This window comes from Rummeliibacillus pycnus, from assembly GCF_002884495.1.
Classification (GTDB): Bacteria; Bacillota; Bacilli; order Bacillales_A; family Planococcaceae; genus Rummeliibacillus; species Rummeliibacillus pycnus.
The window spans coordinates 2,578,104-2,597,025 of sequence record NZ_KZ614145.1; the positions used below are offsets into that span (position 1 = coordinate 2,578,104).

Here is an 18,922-nt window from a genome sequence, read left to right on the forward strand (position 1 = left end):
TATTAAATACATATTTTCTCGACAAAAAAAGAGTTTCCAATTTCTACTTTTGGAAACTCTTTTGATTTTTACAAAAGATCGTTGTTAAATCTTAAGGTTTATAATTTTAGAGTGACAAAATAATCTTTTAGAAAAACACCACTTGTTCGTCACCAATACATTTCATCAGTAGTTTACGACAAATGCCAAGAGATAATTGAACAATAGGACCAAGTGCAAATACCATAATAATTGTACCAATTCCAACAGGTCCTCCTAAGAGATAGCCTGCAAATGCAACAACTATTTCCATAATCGTACGTGCTAACGTAATACTACAGTGGAATTTTTCAACTGCCAGTAACATTAGGCTATCACGAGGCCCTGCCCCTAAGTTTGCGGAGATATAAATACCTCCTCCAACAGCAATTAAAATGACACCAAGGAGAAAGTCCATAAATTGTAATGAGATATGATGAGCATCTGGTAATAACCAGTTGAAGAAATCGAGGAACAATCCGACGAAAATCATATTCATAAAGGTTCCGATTTTTGGGAGTTGACGTAATCCAATTGAGGAAATGGTGATAATGATTATTCCTGCAATATCAGACCATGCACCAATAGACATACCAAAGTGATTAAATAGTCCAATGTGCAGAACATCCCACGAACCTACACCGAAACGTTGACCTTTTACAGTTAACGCAATGCCTAGGCCAATAACCATAATACCTGTAAAAAAGAATAGCCAACGCCATCTATTTGCTTTTTTCATATAAATCCTTCTTTCTACAATTACAAACGAAAAGCCATTCTATGTTTATACATAAATGGCTTTTCATGAATTAACTTATTAATTGTATCAAGAATATGATTAATTTCAAGTCAGTGAAACCAACTTTGCATTGGTAGCTTTTACTAGATTTTCTGGTGCAATACGAATTTGCATACCGATTTTCCCTGCACTAACAAACATTTCTTCCACTTGTTCGGCAGAAATATCAATAAATGTAGGGTAATGCTTTTTCATACCAATTGGTGAACAGCCACCACGGATATATCCGGTATTTGGTAATAAATCCTTGACATGAAGCATTTCTATTTTCTTTTCGCCTACAGCTTTTGCAGCTTTTTTTAAGTTCAACTCTTCAGCTACCGGTATGACAAAAACGTAGAGATTTCCTTTACCTGCTGTTGCTACAAGGGTTTTGAATACTTTTTCTACAGGCTGGTTAATTTTCGTTGCAACTGATACGCCGTCTATTTTTCCTTCTTCTACTTCATATTCTGCAAGTATATATGGAATTTTTTGTTGGTCTAAAAGACGTACTGCGTTTGTTTTTTGTATTTTATGTTTTGCCACAGAATCACACTTCCTCTATACGGCAAGATAGATAGTTGGTTGTGCAAACTGGAATCCTTGTTTCGCCATTTGCACATGGAAAGAGTATCGGGATACCGCCTTTTTAAAAAGGCGCTTCTTCGCAATTTCCGCCTTCTCCTGTTCATTTATTGGAATTACATTTGATGCTGCACTCGTTTGAGAAGATTGGCCTTGAATACTGTGAATGTTTTTAGTAACAAGTGTAGCAACCTGATCATCTTGTTTACTTGGGTTATCAGAAGCTAACGTTGTATAACATTCATTCTCTCGAATCGCAATTGTTAAATCGTAAGCATTAGGTTGAGAAGTTTTTATAGTCTGTTGTATAGAAGACGCGGCATTTTTCTTGGTTATTCCATTCTGCTCATCTATGATCGCTGGGTCTACCTCATCCTCAGTCACTGTTTCTTGGCTTTCTTTCAAATCATGAATAGCAGCTTGTATTTCGGGTTGGTGCTCATGTTCTTTTTTCCCTGTCAATAATTCTACTAATTCTTCAAGTGCTGGGTTAAATTTAGGTTTAAAATATTGAGCATTTTTGCGGTAAGCATCATCTGCTGTTTTCTGCCGAAGTGACCTCTTACGGTTTTCAATTTCTGTATAGCGATTACTAACAAGAGAAGCTATATTCATGTCAATCCCCCCTTTTCTAATATCAAAATAGTTAAAACTATATTAGCACCAATATTTGAGATTTAAAAATGTCTAATTTCTCAAATCTAGCCATGATATTTAACAGGAAAATTTTACTATTCAATAACACTACTTGTTATCATTATTACTAAATAATTTTTGCAAAGCTTCTGCCATCGCATTATTTACAGGCTCTTCTTGTTTTTTCATATACTTTTGAACATCGCGTTTCGATACTTTTGTATTACCTGCTGCTTGTTTACGCTTTTCAAATGCAGATAGTTTTTCTCGGTGACCACATGAACATACAAAAATACGTCCATCACCTTCACCACGAAGTTCTAATTTTTTATGACAAACTGGACAGCGAGCATTTGTTAATGTGGATATTTTTTTCTTATATCCACAAGTTCGATCTTGGCAGATAAGCATTTTGCCACGTTTACCGTTAACTTCTAACAATAGCTTTCCACATTCTGGGCATTGTTTTCCAGTAACGTTATCGTGCTTGAATTTTTGTTCACTCGCTCTAATATCTTTTACAGTTTTTTTAGAAAAATTAACCATATTATTCATAAAATCGGATTTTTCCGCTTTTCCTTTAGCAATTTTGGTTAATTCTTTTTCCCATTCTGCTGTTAATGCTGGCGATTTTAAATCAGCTGGTGCAAGTTCTAATAACTGACGACCTTTAGATGTTGTGTATAAGTCTTTGCCCTTTTTTTCAATAACAAATGATTTAAATAGTTTTTCAATAATATCTGCACGCGTAGCAACCGTACCAATACCACCCGTTTCGTGTAATGTTTGAATTAGCTCTTTTGATTCTCCACTCATAAATTGTGTAGGATTTTCCATGGCTGCAAGTAGTGTACCTTCATTGAAACGTGCTGGTGGCTTTGTTTCACCTTGAGTCATAGCAATTGCACGAAGTTTTACAGTTTCCCCTTTTTTAAAAACAGGTAATGATTGATCAACAGAATCTTCATCATCCTGATGATAAACTTTTTTCCAACCTAAATCTCGAACAGTGTTGCCTTTTACTTTAAATGTTTCACCATCTACTTCAAGTGTAACGGTTGTTTGGTCATATTGATAAGGACCAAAGAATACCGCTAAAAAGCGTTTGGCAATTATATCGTATAGCTTTCTCTCTTTATCCGATAAATTAGGCAAAATAGCCGGTTCTTCTGTTGGAATAATAGCATGGTGATCTGAAACCTTCGCGTTATCCACAACACCCTTTTGTGGTTTTGCTTGTTTATTTCGTAAAAGTGAATTTGCCGCAGCACGATTATCCCCAACCGCTGATGCTTTAATACGATCTGCTAACGTATCAACCATATCTGATGTTAGATGTTTGGAATCTGTCCGTGGATAAGTCACGATTTTGTGATGTTCATATAAATTTTGTAATGTGGATAACGTTTCTTTTGCAGACCATCCCCAACGTTTATGTGCTTCTTTTTGTAATTCTGTCAAATCAAAAAGAGTAGGTGCGAATGTCTTTTTAGGGACTGTTTGTACATCCTCCACTTTGCCTTCATGTATATTGTCGAGTTTTTTCAGTAACTGCTCCATTTTTTCCTTATTAAAGGATTGAGTTTGGTTTGTACCTTTTTCAGACCATGTAAATGTTGCTTCGTTTGTTATTGCTTGCAAACCATAATATGTTTTGGGTTTAAAGTTTTTAATTTGTTCTTCACGTTCTGCAATCATAGCAAGTGTTGGTGTTTGTACACGACCTGTTGATAACTGTGCATTATATTTTACGGTTAATGCGCGTGTAGCGTTAATCCCCACAACCCAGTCGGCTTCTGCACGTGCTACTGCTGCTTCGTATAAATTGTTATACGCACGTCCATCTTTTAAATGTGCAAAACCTTCTTTGATGGCCTTATCCGTTACAGAAGATATCCACAGACGTTTTATAGGTTTATGACATTTAGCTTTTTCTAAAATCCAACGTGCAACAAGCTCTCCTTCACGACCTGCATCTGTTGCGATGATTACTTGGTTAACATCTTTACGAGCTAATTGTGCCTTTACAGCATTAAATTGTTTCGTTGTTTGACGAATTGGGACTAGCTTAAATGGATTTGGGATAATCGGTAAATCCTCCATTTTCCATTCTTTATATTTGTGATCGTATTGTTCTGGATCTGCGTGAGTGACTAGGTGACCTAGTGCCCATGTCACAATATAATTGGGACCTTCTAAAAAGCCATTCCCTTTCTTTTGACATCCTAAAACGCGTGCAATATCGCGTCCAACAGATGGTTTTTCAGCTAAAACTAATGATTTAGACATAATCCGGCTCCTCTCAATATCTTCTATTATAACGGAAATAAAGTGTAGATTAAAAAATGATGCTGCGATTTTATACGAAAGTAGCTTGTTTGGAAGAACAAAAAACCCCGGCATTGTAGAAATGTCGAGGATTCTTTAAATCTAGAAACTATCAAAAATTAAGATTCAGCTAACCATTCTTCATATAATCGGTCTACTTGTTTTTTTAGCTTTTTATACTCCCAATCAGATAAACAAGATTGTTGCATTCTTTTTTCGATCTTTTCAATTTGCTGTTCAGTTGTTAATACCTTAGCCTGTTTGGATGATTTCGTTGTTTTTTGTTTACTTTGAATAGGAACTATTGCCTGTTGTTTTAGCTTAGCCCATTGATAATCCCCATGATGAATCGTAATCTTCTGATCTTCAATCCAAGCAATTTTCGAAAAAATCTTTTGCAAAAAATAGCGATCATGACTTACAGCAATAATGGTACCTGCAAAATTTTGAAGGTTATCCTCTAGCACTTCTCTCGATTCAATATCTAAATGGTTTGTCGGTTCATCTAATATGAGAAGATTAATGTTTTGTTGCATTAATTGAGCCAAACGTAACCGCATCTTCTCTCCACCACTTAAATCCCGTACTTTTTTATAAACATCATAGCCATAAAACAGAAATTGTGCGAGCTTGTGTCTTGCCTCTTCTTCTGTCATTGAAATATTTTCCCGGAATGCATCGATTAATCGAATTTGGTCATCTACTACATCAAATTGCTGAGCTAGATAACCTATTTTTACGTTACTTCCTAAAATACATTGTCCTTCATCAGGATGGATTTTTCCAAGTATCATCTTTAGTAAAGTCGATTTTCCTGTTCCATTTTTGCCAACAATCGCCAAACAATCTTGCCAGTATACAGAGAAATTCACTTCGTTAAATAGTGCTGTTTCGTATGCTTTTGAGACATTCTTAACTGTAACAACTTCTTTTCCACTTCGATCCGCAGCCTCTAATTGCAGATTCATTTTCTTTTCAATTTTTGGCCTTTTCACTAATTCTATTCGTTCTAAAGCCTTTTCCATACTTTTCGCTTTACGATATAAATCAGGATTTGGAGGAGAAGCCTCATTTGCCCATTGTCTTAAACGTTTAATGGCTTCTTTCATCTTTTTAATTTTCTTTTGTTGCTCCTCGTATTGAGCAAATTCTTGTGCAACTTTTTCCTCCTTACCTTTCATATAAGCATCGTAATTGCCATGAAAAGTACTGGCTTCTCCATCTTCTAGTTCGATCACTTTTTGTACAACATTATTCATAAATTGACGGTCATGTGAAACCACAATAATAGTACCAGCAAAACTCTTTACATATTCCTCTAACCATTCAATGGCCTGTAAATCCAAATGATTTGTGGGCTCATCTAGCAATAAAATTGAAGGACATTTTAGTAAAATTTGACCTAGCATAACCTTCGTCTTTTCTCCACCACTCAACTCATCAAACTTTTGCCCAAGTAATGGACTAAGGCCTAATCCATTTGCGACACTTGCTATTTTCGATTCCATTTCATAGCCATCAAGTTGCATAAATTGTTCTTGTAATTGACCATAATCTTTAAGAATCTTTTCTAAATGATTCGTTGTCGCCATCTGCTGCTCAAGGTCTGTCATTTTACGTTGAATATTCAATAGTGTAGCGAATGCCTCCATTAGAACACTTTTCACTGAATAATCAGGATAAAAAGGAATTTGATGCAAATAGCCAATTGTACTATCTTTCTTTTTAATAATTCTCCCTGTATCTGGTGTCTCTACACCCGCTAATAGTTGTAATAACGTTGTTTTACCACAACCATTATTCCCAACAATCGCTACGTGCTCTGCTTCTTTAATATCAACCGTTAAATTTTCAAAAATAATATGACCACCAAATAATTTGGTTATATTTTCTGCTTTTATAGACATCTACTTTTCCTCCGAATACGTAGCGAAAAGCCGTAAAAGCAAAAAGACTGCCCATTAACGAGCAGTCTTTTCAGTAATTTTCTGTGAAAAGAATGGTTAATCAGCTACGTTTTTTATTTGATTTGCTTTAAAAAAGGACATACCTATCCCGTTAGTGGCAAAATCAAAAGTAATGACACGTGCAAAATACATAGCAGTATCTAGATTTACACATGTCTCCATAGCTGAATTTTTCATTCTTTTCACCTCCGTTCAATATAATTAAATATAGCTTAACACATTTTGATTATTTAGAAAACTAAAAAATTTCTTATATTATGGATTGCTTCAATTATTGTGTTTGTGAATGGAGATGGATAGAAATCGCTCCCTTTTCGCGTACAACAAGAAAGCCTCCTTGCTCATTTGTTCTAGGGTGCAGAAAAAATGTTTAAATGCAACTATTAGAAGTAGTAATCTGCATTCTGTATGATGTGGAATTAGCTTCGCAGAGTGGGCGAACTGACGAGCCTCCTCGGGGCAATAGGATGTTGGTCACGGAGTCGTTGCCACAGGACGTGGCGTTCTTAGACTCCGTTCCTTAATCATTTCTGCGGGGTCTCGTCTAGTCCGTTTTCCCACAGGAGTCTTCGCTAATTCCACATCAACAAAGATAGCATATAAAAATCTTTATTATAAATTTTCATCTATTTATTTTTACCTTTTCCAGCGTCTTACTTATTCCTCTCTGAGGTCTTTCTTAATTGTTTTCCTCAAGAGCCACACAACTTCTACCATATCTAATTTTCGTATCACTTTCAGACAGTGGCAACTTTAAGTTATTCTCTTCAAGATACCAACCTTATAGTTGATTGCGAATCTATAAACTCAATAACCAAATTTTAATAAGCAATTAAAAGGACTGTCTTGGGTCATCGTTTTTCTCCGACTACTTAGACAGCCCTTCTATCTGTTAATGTTGATCAATTGTTTCTTTCGGTAGGTCTTTGCTTAGTTCACAATATTTAACGAATACACGTGCCATTTCACGAAGACGTTCGTGAACATTTTCATCAATAATTTTATTGTCTTTGTCAAAATGACTAGCATGTGTATAAACGTAGTTAGGTGTTACTAATGCACGGAAATAATCAAGAATTGGTTTTAATTGATTTTCTACTACTAAATGGTGTTGATATGTTCCACCATTTGCTACGATTGATACTGGTTTATATCTCAATGCTTTAGGATGAAGGAAGTCAAATGTATTTTTTAAAACACCTGGAATAGATCCTTGGAAAATAGGTGTTGCTAAAATATAGCCATCCGCTTCTTCTATTGTTTTGACTAATTTCTTCATATCATCATTGTATTGATCGAATGGGCGACCATCTACAAATTGATGTTCAAAATCAGCAAGATGTAATTGAGTAACTTCTAATTTCCCATCAAATTCTTTTATATATTGTTCAACTTGCTCTAAAATAGCACCCGTTTTGCGACCAATAATAGTGCCATCAACAAGTAAAATCTTCATTAGGTGTTACCTCCAATTCAAAATTCCTAAAGTTATTGTAACAAATGCAACAGCCTTTCATAAGGTGATATGCTTAAAATAATAATAAATCAGTCTTTTGACGGAAACGTAAAATCTACTTTCACACTACTTTCTTGAATTCAAAGTTCCTTTAGATTAACCACGATTTTATACATATTACTCCTCTTAATCCCATAAATTGAAAATAGCAGCGGAAAGGATGGAGATGTATGAAATATCAACATACTGAGCAAACAACTAAAAAGACCGTTTTAGTAGGAGCAGTGACTCCTTGTCATAATCTTTACCCGATCGAAAGAATCGTTACACTCTCTGCAATGTTTGATCGACAACAGATTCAACTATTAGTTCATCATGATGAATATGCAATTGATTATTTAATTCAAAAGGGATTTGACCCAATTGTCTATAAAAATGACAAGCAATTAGTTGCTGAAATCACTAAGCTCTCCCCTAATTTACTAATTCATGATGTAGGAAGCACGGAATTACCTTTGATCGACCACTTAAAGACATTTATACCAACCATACTTCACTTTGATGATTTTGGAGAAGGTGGAACAGCTGCAGATTGTGTTTTTCATACGTTGTATCAGGAAAAACGCGAAAAATTACTGCCACATTATTTAGTGGGTCCCTCTTCTTATGTTGTACCCAAGCAACTGCAGGCCATTCATAAAAAGACAGATGAATTAGATGATAAACCACATATTGTTGTAGCAATAGAAGGTATGGATGCTGATAATACAAGTTACCGTATTTTACGCCATTTATTACAATTACAAATTCCTATTAAAATCTCAGTTATTGTTCAATCCAGCTATGCTCATGATGTAGACGAACTTAAATTAATGGCGCTTAGCCGAAAGAACATCAAAATTATCCAAAAGGATAATGCCCTCTATGAACTTTTAGGAGAGGCAGATATTGTAGTTTGTGGCGCAAAATATACTCCCTATAAAGTTGCAACTATTGGGATTCCATGTATTGTAGTTTGCCAAGATGAAATTGAAATGCAGCATATTTTCCCAACCGAGGCAAATGGTTTTATAAACTTAGGGTTAGGTAAAAAACTGAAACAATCTCTTTTACAAAATGCAGTGATGGAATTTCTTTTACACGATGCAAGACGCGAACATGCTATACGAAAACAGTTAAATATCGATTTAAACCGAAATAATCAGTATATACAATCATTATTAAAAAGCTTCATATCAAGTCATACAAAATCAACTGCTTTTTTAATAGAAGAGCAAGCCAAGAAAACAAGTGGTATGATACAATAACAACAAATGAGTGAACTTAACACACGATAACTTAAACTTTATAAAGGAGCATTGTCATGCCAACAAAAGATGAATTACTTTATCAAATCGCAGAACTTAAAAGTGACTACATTCGTCAACAAGGTGATATTGAAAAACTAGAATCTACAGGATATCCTGAACTAATCGAAAAAGCAGAAAAACGTCTATCAGACATGGAAAAACAGCTTGCAGAACTTAACAAGCAACTAGAAGCTTGTGAATCCTAAAAGCGCCTGCTTATTATTAGGCGCTTTTTTGTTGTGCTAAGAGAATTACTTTATAACGATTCAATCATTCCAATAAGATACTATTCACAAAACAAAACATACTACTACCTATGCAGATTCTCCATGCATGGATACGGAGGACCCTATTACACATGAGTATATTAACAGTTGAAAAATTAGGCCATACCTTTGGCGATCGTACCCTTTTTAAAGATGTTTCTTTTCGTATTGTAGAAGGCGAACATGTTGGGCTAGTTGGCGCAAATGGTGTCGGTAAATCGACATTAATGCATATTCTTACAGGTGAGTTAATCCACGATGCTGGACGTGTTGAATGGCTACCAGGTACACACTATGGTTACTTAGATCAACACGCTGTACTTACACCAGGTAGAACAATGCGTGATACATTACGCGATGCTTTCTTACCTCTCTATAAAAAAGAAGAAGAGTTAAATGCAATCACAAATAAAATGGCCGATGCAACACCTGAAGAATTAGAAGATCTTCTTGAACAAATGGCCGTTATTCAAGATGCACTAGATGCTGGAGATTTTTATACTTTAGATATGAAAATCGAAGAAGTTGCACGTGGTCTTGGACTTGATGCTATTGGCTTAGATCGTGACGTTACTGCCCTATCCGGTGGTCAACGAACAAAATTATTATTAGCAAAACTACTTTTGGAAAAACCAAAAGTATTGCTACTAGACGAGCCAACAAACTATTTAGATGAAGAGCATATCACTTGGTTAAGCAATTACTTAAAAGATTATCCACATGCCTTCTTATTAATTTCGCATGATACTGAATTTATGAATGGTGTAGTTGATGTTATTTTCCATTTGGAATTTTCAAAACTAACTCGCTACACAGCAACTTACGAAAAATTCCTAGAACTTGCGGAAATCAATAAACGCCAACACATCGATGCGTATGAAAAACAACAAGATTTTATTAAAAAACAAGAAACATTTATCGCAAAAAACAAAGCCCGATTCTCAACAACGGGTCGTGCAAAATCTCGTCAAAAACAATTAGATCGTATGGAGCGTATTGACCGTCCAGAAACAGCTGCAAAACCACAATTCTCATTCAAAGAATCACGTAGCTCAAGTCGCTATGTCGTAGAAGCTGAGAACTTACTAATTGGTTATGACAAGGATAAACCACTACTTCCACCACTTACTTTCCAAATTGAACGTGGCGAAAAAGTTGCACTCGTTGGGATGAACGGAGTTGGTAAATCTACATTATTAAAAACAATGCTAGGTAAAATCCCTGCACTGGGTGGTAAAGTTGAACGCGGTGACTTCTTGTTCCCTTCTTACTTTGAACAAGAGGTAAAAGCCGGTTCCATCACCCCTATCGAAGATGTATGGAATGCGTTCCCTTCATTAGAACAAGCAACTGTTCGTGCATTACTAGCTAAAACCGGATTGAAAAATGAGCATATCTCCCGCCCATTAAATCAACTAAGTGGTGGAGAACAAGCAAAAGTTCGTTTATGTAAATTAATGATGGAAGAAAGTAACTGGATGCTATTTGATGAACCGACAAACCACTTGGATGTCGATGCAAAAAATGAGCTAAAACGTGCGATGAAAGAATACAAAGGAACCATTGTATTAGTCAGCCACGAACCTGAATTCTATGATGGCCTTGTCACAAAAGTATGGAATGTTGCAGAATGGTTCGCTCAAGGACATCAATAATAATTTTTTTATTATAAAGAAGTTGAATTCATTTCATAATGTAAAATTCATCCAATTCAAATTTTATTACAAAAAACGGTGTGTTGTGAAACGCACTGTTTTTGTTTTGCTTTAAATATTCTTTTCTTCTGAACAGCAAGCTTCTTTCCCTACCTTTACAGCTTTATCAAAGTAAACCCTCAAAGGTCAAATAATTACCTGAATTTTAACAAACAAAATCTCTTATCCTTAGTTGATTTCACCCAAGTATATATAGATAGTATGACTTTCTTTTCTAATATGGACTTAATAGTTTTGGCATTTTTCTTAATTTTTATACCCTTTCGCTTGAAAGTGTATAATTATTCATGATACAAAAAGTATAAGGACGGTGGTTTTATGGGTAACAATGACAATTCAGATGGTATAACAAAAAAGAAAGGAAAACATAAAAGAATCTTAATTCGTTTTGCATTAATTACTTTTGGTGCTTTAATCATGGCAGTTGGTCTTGAAAAAGTGCTTATCCCCAATCATTTAATCGACGGCGGTGTTACGGGTATTGCTATGATGGCATCTCATATAACAGGCATGTCACTTGGTCTATTCCTCTTTTTATTCAACATCCCATTTCTCTATTTAGGGTATAAACAAATTGGTAAAAGTTTCGCTATTTCTGTAGCTTATGGCATTATTGTTTTATCACTTGCCACATCTTTCATACCACATGGACAAGCATTTACAAATGATACGCTTCTTGCTACTGTTCTTGGTGGCATTATGCTTGGTATAGGTGTAGGAATTGCTATTCGTGCAGGGGGCTGCTTAGATGGTAGTGAAACGCTAGCCATTATGTTTAACAAAAAGCTTCCCTTCTCCGTTGGACAAATTATTTTGTTCATGAATCTATTTATTTTAGGTAGTGCCGGATTTATTTTCGGTCTTGACCGTGCTATGTATTCACTAATTGCATACTTTATCGCTTTTAAAACTATCGACCTTGTTTCTGAAGGCTTTAACCAAACAAAATCAATTTGGATTATCAGCGATCAAGCAGATGAAATTGGTGAAGCCATCATGGATCGTTTAGGTCGAGGCATCACTTATCTTAATGGTAGGGGTGGCTATACGAAAGACGAAAAGCAAGTCATCTTCTGTGTAATCAGCCGACTTGAAGAAGCCAAGTTAAAATCAATCGTAGAAGACGTTGATCCCTCTGCTTTCTTGGCATTTAGTAATATGTCTGAAATTCAGGGCGGAAATTTTAAGAAAAAAGATATTCACTAATTATTTTCGTGCCATCACTGTATCAATTTTGTACAGTGGTGTTTTTTAATTCGCAAAATTTGCAGACACTAAGAGTGAATAATAAATGATTAAAAGAACTTTTTTAAACTAAATGGGTAGAACAATATGATCTGATAATCGTTCCATATAGAGAGACTTTTTTATAGTTCAAGCAGATTATTTATCTCCAAATTTTTAGAATTCAATTAAATAGAATTTGACCAATACAAATTTGAACTTTTCGTGAATTTGCTCGTTTTTTTGCAAATTCGACTCATTTTCTCACCAATCTCCATTGACTTATAAATATCTTACTGATAAGATATAAATATAATAAAACTACAGAAAGTAGGAATCTATATGACTGTTACCATTTATACTCAAACAAGCTGTACCTCATCTAAAAAGGCTTTACAATGGTTAAGAGATAATAATATTACTTACAAAGAAAAACGAATTACTTCTGAAACGTTAACACTTCCTGAGTTTAAACGTATTTTAAGTATGACTGAAGATGGTACTGATGAAATCATTTCCAAAAACTCAAAAGATTTCAAAAACTTAAAATGTGATATTGAACAATTATCCATTCAAGAACTTTATGATATTGTGAAAGAGCATCCTAAAATGTTACGTAGTCCAATACTTTTAGATGAAAAACGCCTACAAGTTGGCTATAACGAAATGGATATTCGTCGTTTTATCCCTCGTAAAGTTCGTGCATATGAATTGTATGAAATGCAACGATTATCTTATGAAAGCTAATGATACATTTTGGAGATGAAAATTATGAATGAAACAAGAAGAGAAAGTATTGCTTCCCTTTTTGAAATTGTTTCTTCTTTAGAGAGAAAATGGGCAAATGAGTGGAATAGTCACAATACCATGGGATTGTCAAAAACCCATATCTTTATACTCGATTTACTCCATGGTGAAGGACCTATGCGCCCTTCAGCTTTGGCTGAAAGACTTCACGTTACTACAGGTGGTGTTACTGTACTCACTACTAAGCTGATTAAAGCAGGTTATATTATTAAAACTCAAAATCCAACTGATCGCCGTGCCTCACAGCTTGAGATTACTGAAGCAGGTCATGAACTTTTAGTAACTGCTCACGAACATATTACAAATATTGTAGACCGTATGTTTGGAATGCTCACTGAAGAAGAAATTCATTCTTTAAGAACTATCTTCTCAAAGTGCTTATTAGGTTAAATTGTAGAAGGATCCATATCATGTAACCCAAATGCTTTTCTAAGAAAAATCACAATATAAAAAACGTTGCTCTCCTTTGAGGGCAACGTTTTTGTTTCTTATTCATAGCCAACAACCTCTGACTAGATTGTATGATGCCCTGATAAGGTTGTGGGCTTATTATGCTGGTAAAACTACTTCTGCAGATGTTGCATCAGACATCATGATGTCTTTTAAACGTTGTTTTGCGCGAAATAATCGAGATTTAACGGTACCAATCGACACTTTCATTAACTCTGCAATTTCTACTAAAGAGTATTGATTTACGTAGAAATATAAAAGTGTATTTCGATAAATACTATCTAATTGATTAATTTTCTCTTGTACAATTTCAGAAATAACTTCTTGTTCAACTACTGCTTCAGTTGATGGATCATTATTGGGAACCAAATCTAATACTGGTACGTCTAATGTTTCAGGTTGACTCATCATGTACTTACTACGACGAACATTTTTACGATAACGGTCGCGGAAAGTATTCATACAAATAGTTGTTAACCAAGCTTTTACGTGTTCTACTTCAGCAACATAAGATTCGTAGCGAACAACCTTTACCCAAACTTCTTGCATAAGGTCTTCTGCTTCAGATTTGTTGCGCGTTAATTTTAAACATAAGTGATATATATAACGATTGTATTCTTCATAAACATTTTCAAGTGTAATATTCATTTTAAATATCCTCCGGTTCAATGTCTTGCTTTGTTAAACTTATTTTCGCAAAACCCAACCTTTCTCTCTATCGGATTAACTTTCAATTTCATTACATTCATGTAAGGTTTGTGTGAAAAGTATGTAATGAGCCGCTTTGAAACGTTGTAATATCTAATTTTTTGAACATTACACCTCAATAAATTCAACCAATTATTAAAGTTTTTTTATTTTTGATACAATTAAAATCTTTTAAATTTGAATCAATTTTATATATCCATTTTCGAATTTTAAATATGAACATCTTAACACATTAACTTTTAAATATTTGGATTTGGATGTTCCGCTACAGACGGCGCTTTCCACGGGCTTGGCTTCAATCTCCTCGTCACTACGTTCCTGCGGGGCTTTCAGCTCAAGCTTTTCCCGTAGGAGTCGCCGTCTTTCGCTCCACAATGAACAAAACTGTATATATATATTAAAGTTCGTATATTTTATATGGATTTTGAATTATGAAATTGATTCATTTATATGTTTATGCAAAAAAAGCCCAAAAGTTTTTAAGGAACTTTTAGGCATTTTCTTGTTTCGATTATTCATCTAGTACTATTGGGCGTTTTGTAATCGTCAATTTTGTAATACGGCTATCGTCTACTTCATTTACAACGATATGCAGATTTTCAAAATCAAACGTTTCGCCAGGTTCTGGTATATGCAAACTTAATTCTAGAACAAACCCACCTACTGTTTCGTGATCCTGTGGAATTGCAACCTTAAAAAGTTGGTTCGCCTCTTCAATTTCTAACCGCCCATGACAAACTAATGTATTTTCTGTTAAATCATATATAAGTGATTCCACTTCTTCATCTGACTCATCCTCAATTTCTAGACCAATCATTTCTTCAATAATATCTTCATGTGAAACGATTCCAAGAGTACCGCCATACTCATCCAAAACAATAGCCAAATGTTTCTTTTGTGTAAGCATCATTGTGAATACTTTTTCAATACTTACAGTTGAAACCACATAAAGAGGATCTGGATCCATAAAATCAACCAACTTTTTGGTTGGATCTAAAGACCATTCAACAAATTTTTTCGAATAGAACATCCCTACAATATTATCTAAACTATCTTCGTAAACTGGATAGCGAGTAAATGAGTATTCTAAAATTGTATTTCTTACATCTTCATAATTCGCATCAACTGGTAAGCCAATAACATCCGTTCGATGTGTACCTAAAACATCCGATACATCCTTGTCCGGAAAATCTAATACCTCTTTTAAACGTTCGGATTCACTTTCATCAAATGCTCCTTCTGTTGAAGCAAAATCTACTATCCCCCTAAATTCTTCCTTGGTAAGGGTTGCTTTCGTCACAGTTCCATTAGATATTATACGAATAAATAAATTAGTAAACCCTTGTACTATCCACGTAATCGGACTAAGGATTTTTACGAATAATGAGACAATTGGGGCTACAAGATACGCAAGCCGATCAGCGAAAGTTACAGCAATTGTCTTTGGTAATACTTCACCAAAAACAATAATGATAATTGTTAAAATAGTCGTAGCCACAGAAATTTGCCAATTATGACGCAATGCAATAATGGTTAATAATGTTGGCATTAAAATATTTACTGTATTATTGATAATTAAAATAGTCGTAATCATACGATCTGGTTGAGCAATCAATAGGTTCAGTTTTTGAGACATTCTGTCACCTTGGTTTGCTCGTAACTGGACCTTCATCCTATTTATAGCTGTTAAAGCCGTCTCACTTCCAGAAAAGAAAAATGATATAAGCAAGCATACGACCAATCCCAGAAATTCCAACAAGATACCTCCCCAAAACCATTCAAATTCCGTGCAAAATTTCTACTACATAATATACCATATTTTAGTGAGTTCTGCGTAAGCGTTGTACTATCTATATAAAATATCTGCTGTGGTATAATTCTGTTAATGAAATATTGAAATGAGGGATCTAAGTGAGTCAATTAGAAGCATTAGACACTTACTTTACAACTCATCGTGATGAACATCTCGATGAAATGAAACAATTTTTATCTATCGCAAGTATTAGTTCTTTATCTGAACATAAAGAAGATATGAAAAAAGCAGCTGCTTTTCTTGGAGAATCCATGAAAAATGCTGGACTTGAAAATATTAAAATCAATGAAACTGCTGGGCATCCAGTTGTTACTGCCGACTGGTTACATGCTGAAGGTAAACCAACTATTTTAGTATATGGTCATTACGATGTACAACCAGTAGATCCTTTAAATTTATGGGATAGCGAACCATTCAAACCTGAAATTCGCGACAATATTTTATATGCTCGTGGTTCAAGTGATGACAAAGGCCAAGTATTTATGCATGTAAAAGTAATTGAAGCATTGATAAAAGAAAATGGGGTATTACCAGTTAATGTAAAATTCCTAATTGAAGGCGAAGAAGAAATTGGTAGTGTAAATCTTCCCGCATTTGTTGAGGCACACAAAGAACAACTTGCTGCTGACTTAGTATTAATCTCAGATACAAGTCTTTATGCACCAGGTCGTCCAGCTGTATGTTATGCGTTACGAGGTTTAACTGGTGTTCAAATAGATGTTCGTGCTGCAAAAGGTGACCTTCATTCCGGTATTTATGGTGGCGGTGTGCAAAATCCAATTCACGCCTTAGCCGATATCCTTGCATCATTCCACGATGAACATGGCACAATAACAGTAGATGGTTTCTATGATAAAGTACGTCCAATAACAGCAGAAGAAAAAGCTGCATTTGAAGCTTTAGACTTTGATGAAGAAAATATTAAAGCAGAAGCTGGCGTAAAAGAATTATATGGAGAAGAAGGATATACTTATCTTGAACGCACATGGGCACGTCCAACTTTAGAAGTAAACGGTGTATTCGGTGGTTTCTCAGGAGAAGGTATTAAAACAGTACTACCTGCAACTGCTGGTGCAAAAATTACTTGTCGTTTAGTACCTGATCAAGATCCAAATGAAATCGTAGCTCAACTAAGAGCACATATCGAAAAACATAAACCAGCCGGTGTAGATATTACAGTCACTGATTTTGACAAAGGTAAACCATTCATCACACCACTTGACCATCCATATATCCAAGCTGCTGGTCGTTCATACGAAACACAATATGACGCAAAAACAGCTTATATTCGCGCCGGTGGATCTATACCAATTGTAGCAACATTTGATGAAATTTTAGCTGTCCCTGTTATTATGATGGGCTTTGCACTATCAACAGAAAATTTCCATGCACCAAATGAACACTTCCATTTAGAAAACTTTGATAAAGGGCTTCGAGTAGTTAGCGATTACTATTATGAAATCGCAAATTTATCGAAATAAGCATATTTTAAAAGCCAACATTCCTAAGTTTAATTAAGGAGGTTGGCTTTTAATTTGTTTTTTTAACTGGTCTATAAGCCATTCATTTCGGCCATTAAATCATTAACAAGCTCATTAAACAGAACCTTTTATTTAAGAAAGCTGATTATCATTATTCACCAAAAATTGTAACAATCTCTTCTGCTGATTTACGAGGTTTTTCTTTTGGAATTTCGTCAAAGTAACCAAATTGAAGCATACTAATGATACGTTCTTCTGGTTTTACGCCTAATGCTTCACGGAATTTTGGATGATCAATCCAATTTGGTGTTTTCCAACATGCGCCGATTCCACGATCCCACGCCAATAATTGTATATTTTGAATGAAGCTACTAGCCGCAGCAAAGTCTTCATAACGTTCTTTTTGACGGACATCTTGTGGTACGATTACGAATTCATATGCACCTGGTGTAACGAATTTTTGCATTTTTTTTGCAAGTACATCTTCAGATAATTGTTTCCATTCTGGGACTGCATATTCACGGATTAATTCTTTTAAGGCATCTAATTCAGTTCCACAAGCAAGTACTATACGCCACGGTTGGCGATTCCCATGATTTGGTGCCCATACAGCATCGTTAATAATTTCCATTAAATCATCACGGTCTACAGGTTGACCATTGAACATTTTAATAGAACGACGGTTACGAATTGCTTCTTTTACTGATAAAGATTGTTCATTCATCATAATCACTCCTATAATTGGAACACGTTTTACGTTGAATATACTTGTATGTATATTACCCTTTTCACCTTACCATAGTATTGTTGCAAAATAAAAAGAACAGCATCTTATGGGGTTACTTCTATGTGCATGAAATAATATTTTATATTTGGTGTATAAGCGCTTGAATCTTCATATGTCCATAATCGATGGTAACTGTTTGTTGTATGTGCATTAACATAAGGTACACCATTTATAATGCTCGTTACAATTAAAGAATGATCAACTCTACCATCTCCCGTAAAGTCAAGAAAAATTAAATCTCCTAGCTCCAAATCACTCTCGCTTTGAACTCTTTTTCCCCGTAATCCTTTTGTTGAATTTTGCAAATACCAGAACAGTGCATTTGCAGTCGTCCAACTATAACTCCATGTTCCTCCCTTTAACCACCATCCCTTTATCCGATCAGGGTACCCTGCCATCGGAGCTCCACCTGCAAACAAACATTGTGAGATGAAATTGGTACAATCATCATCAAATTTAGGAAATGCAGGATTTGCACTGTCCCACCAGCGATTTGCATAATCAACAGCTTTTTGCCTATTATACATACCATTACCTCCTCCTTTACCTTA

The 18,922-nt window shown here is 35.0% G+C and carries 18 protein-coding genes; 7 read left to right on the top strand and 11 right to left on the bottom strand.

The window, feature by feature from the left end; translation table 11 throughout:
- Positions 1–127 precede the first annotated feature (127 nt).
- From CEF14_RS12580 to CEF14_RS12605, 7 genes are all read right to left on the bottom strand, one after another.
- On the bottom strand, positions 128–757 hold the full coding sequence (locus CEF14_RS12580) for a YczE/YyaS/YitT family protein (protein WP_102693184.1): 630 nt from the start codon (positions 755–757) through the stop codon (positions 128–130).
- 105 nt (positions 758–862) lie between these two features.
- Positions 863–1,345, bottom strand: coding sequence for a Cys-tRNA(Pro) deacylase (gene ybaK, locus CEF14_RS12585; RefSeq protein WP_102693185.1), 483 nt, complete (start codon positions 1,343–1,345; stop codon positions 863–865).
- 15 nt (positions 1,346–1,360) lie between these two features.
- Positions 1,361–1,999 carry a hypothetical protein gene (locus CEF14_RS12590; RefSeq protein WP_102693186.1) on the bottom strand — a complete coding sequence of 213 codons (639 nt, stop codon included), beginning with the start codon at positions 1,997–1,999 and terminating at the stop codon, positions 1,361–1,363.
- A 129-nt stretch (positions 2,000–2,128) separates the two neighbouring features.
- The gene (locus CEF14_RS12595; RefSeq protein ID WP_102693187.1) at positions 2,129–4,309 is read right to left on the bottom strand and encodes a DNA topoisomerase III; all 2,181 of its coding nucleotides are present in this window, start codon (positions 4,307–4,309) and stop codon (positions 2,129–2,131) included.
- A gap of 158 nt (positions 4,310–4,467) precedes the next feature.
- Positions 4,468–6,255: a ribosomal protection-like ABC-F family protein gene (gene abc-f / locus CEF14_RS12600; protein WP_102693188.1), complete on the bottom strand. Its 1,788-nt coding sequence runs from the start codon at positions 6,253–6,255 to the stop codon at positions 4,468–4,470.
- A gap of 96 nt (positions 6,256–6,351) precedes the next feature.
- Positions 6,352–6,492: an RAxF-45 family protein gene (locus CEF14_RS19065; RefSeq protein WP_170061508.1), complete on the bottom strand. Its 141-nt coding sequence runs from the start codon at positions 6,490–6,492 to the stop codon at positions 6,352–6,354.
- Between the two features lie 715 nt (positions 6,493–7,207).
- Entirely contained in the window at positions 7,208–7,771 is a 564-nt protein-coding gene (locus CEF14_RS12605) for an NADPH-dependent FMN reductase (protein ID WP_102693189.1), read from the bottom strand.
- Between the two features lie 230 nt (positions 7,772–8,001).
- Between CEF14_RS12605 and CEF14_RS12610 the strand changes: the two genes are divergently transcribed.
- From CEF14_RS12610 to CEF14_RS12635, 6 genes are all read left to right on the top strand, one after another.
- Positions 8,002–9,078, top strand: coding sequence for a PseG/SpsG family protein (locus CEF14_RS12610; RefSeq protein WP_102693190.1), 1,077 nt, complete (start codon positions 8,002–8,004; stop codon positions 9,076–9,078).
- A 56-nt stretch (positions 9,079–9,134) separates the two neighbouring features.
- Positions 9,135–9,326 (top strand): SE1832 family protein, encoded by a 192-nt coding sequence (locus tag CEF14_RS12615; protein WP_102693191.1) that lies wholly within the window; start codon positions 9,135–9,137, stop codon positions 9,324–9,326.
- Positions 9,327–9,478: 152 nt separating this feature from the next.
- Positions 9,479–11,041 (top strand): ABC-F family ATP-binding cassette domain-containing protein, encoded by a 1,563-nt coding sequence (locus tag CEF14_RS12620; RefSeq protein WP_102693192.1) that lies wholly within the window; start codon positions 9,479–9,481, stop codon positions 11,039–11,041.
- 378 nt (positions 11,042–11,419) lie between these two features.
- Complete coding sequence (locus tag CEF14_RS12625) at positions 11,420–12,307, top strand: YitT family protein (RefSeq protein WP_102693193.1); 888 nt, start codon at positions 11,420–11,422, stop codon at positions 12,305–12,307.
- A gap of 360 nt (positions 12,308–12,667) precedes the next feature.
- Positions 12,668–13,072 carry a transcriptional regulator Spx gene (gene spx, locus CEF14_RS12630; protein ID WP_102693194.1) on the top strand — a complete coding sequence of 135 codons (405 nt, stop codon included), beginning with the start codon at positions 12,668–12,670 and terminating at the stop codon, positions 13,070–13,072.
- A 24-nt stretch (positions 13,073–13,096) separates the two neighbouring features.
- The gene (locus CEF14_RS12635; protein WP_102693195.1) at positions 13,097–13,522 is read left to right on the top strand and encodes a MarR family winged helix-turn-helix transcriptional regulator; all 426 of its coding nucleotides are present in this window, start codon (positions 13,097–13,099) and stop codon (positions 13,520–13,522) included.
- A 159-nt stretch (positions 13,523–13,681) separates the two neighbouring features.
- On the opposite strand, the gene CEF14_RS12640 is transcribed toward CEF14_RS12635, so the two are convergent.
- Entirely contained in the window at positions 13,682–14,230 is a 549-nt protein-coding gene (locus tag CEF14_RS12640) for an RNA polymerase sigma factor (RefSeq protein WP_102693196.1), read from the bottom strand.
- A gap of 571 nt (positions 14,231–14,801) precedes the next feature.
- Positions 14,802–16,049: a hemolysin family protein gene (locus tag CEF14_RS12645; RefSeq protein ID WP_322788389.1), complete on the bottom strand. Its 1,248-nt coding sequence runs from the start codon at positions 16,047–16,049 to the stop codon at positions 14,802–14,804.
- 152 nt (positions 16,050–16,201) lie between these two features.
- Here CEF14_RS12645 and CEF14_RS12650 point away from each other — a divergent pair, with 152 nt between their 5' ends.
- Positions 16,202–17,584, top strand: coding sequence for a dipeptidase (locus CEF14_RS12650; protein ID WP_102693198.1), 1,383 nt, complete (start codon positions 16,202–16,204; stop codon positions 17,582–17,584).
- A 151-nt stretch (positions 17,585–17,735) separates the two neighbouring features.
- Here the strand turns inward: CEF14_RS12650 and CEF14_RS12655 are convergent, their stop codons facing one another.
- Both CEF14_RS12655 and CEF14_RS12660 read right to left on the bottom strand, forming a co-directional pair.
- A complete protein-coding gene (locus tag CEF14_RS12655; protein WP_102693199.1) occupies positions 17,736–18,308 on the bottom strand; it encodes a nitroreductase family protein in 573 nt (190 codons plus the stop codon).
- A 107-nt stretch (positions 18,309–18,415) separates the two neighbouring features.
- Positions 18,416–18,898: an amidase domain-containing protein gene (locus CEF14_RS12660; RefSeq protein ID WP_102693200.1), complete on the bottom strand. Its 483-nt coding sequence runs from the start codon at positions 18,896–18,898 to the stop codon at positions 18,416–18,418.
- Between the last annotated feature and the right edge of the window lie 24 nt (positions 18,899–18,922).

Bases quoted from the DNA above. Each gene is read 5' to 3' on its own strand.
- CEF14_RS12580 (WP_102693184.1), bottom strand. From the start codon at position 757: ATGAAAAAAGCAAATAGATGGCGTTGGCTATTCTTTTTTACAGGTATT.
- CEF14_RS12590 (WP_102693186.1), bottom strand. From the start codon at position 1,999: ATGAATATAGCTTCTCTTGTTAGTAATCGCTATACAGAAATTGAAAAC.
- CEF14_RS12595 (WP_102693187.1), bottom strand. From the start codon at position 4,309: ATGTCTAAATCATTAGTTTTAGCTGAAAAACCATCTGTTGGACGCGAT.
- abc-f (WP_102693188.1), bottom strand. From the start codon at position 6,255: ATGTCTATAAAAGCAGAAAATATAACCAAATTATTTGGTGGTCATATT.
- CEF14_RS19065 (WP_170061508.1), bottom strand. From the start codon at position 6,492: ATGAAAAATTCAGCTATGGAGACATGTGTAAATCTAGATACTGCTATG.
- CEF14_RS12605 (WP_102693189.1), bottom strand. From the start codon at position 7,771: ATGAAGATTTTACTTGTTGATGGCACTATTATTGGTCGCAAAACGGGT.
- CEF14_RS12610 (WP_102693190.1), top strand. From the start codon at position 8,002: ATGAAATATCAACATACTGAGCAAACAACTAAAAAGACCGTTTTAGTA.
- CEF14_RS12615 (WP_102693191.1), top strand. From the start codon at position 9,135: ATGCCAACAAAAGATGAATTACTTTATCAAATCGCAGAACTTAAAAGT.
- CEF14_RS12620 (WP_102693192.1), top strand. From the start codon at position 9,479: ATGAGTATATTAACAGTTGAAAAATTAGGCCATACCTTTGGCGATCGT.
- CEF14_RS12625 (WP_102693193.1), top strand. From the start codon at position 11,420: ATGGGTAACAATGACAATTCAGATGGTATAACAAAAAAGAAAGGAAAA.
- spx (WP_102693194.1), top strand. From the start codon at position 12,668: ATGACTGTTACCATTTATACTCAAACAAGCTGTACCTCATCTAAAAAG.
- CEF14_RS12635 (WP_102693195.1), top strand. From the start codon at position 13,097: ATGAATGAAACAAGAAGAGAAAGTATTGCTTCCCTTTTTGAAATTGTT.
- CEF14_RS12640 (WP_102693196.1), bottom strand. From the start codon at position 14,230: ATGAATATTACACTTGAAAATGTTTATGAAGAATACAATCGTTATATA.
- CEF14_RS12655 (WP_102693199.1), bottom strand. From the start codon at position 18,308: ATGAATGAACAATCTTTATCAGTAAAAGAAGCAATTCGTAACCGTCGT.
- CEF14_RS12660 (WP_102693200.1), bottom strand. From the start codon at position 18,898: ATGTATAATAGGCAAAAAGCTGTTGATTATGCAAATCGCTGGTGGGAC.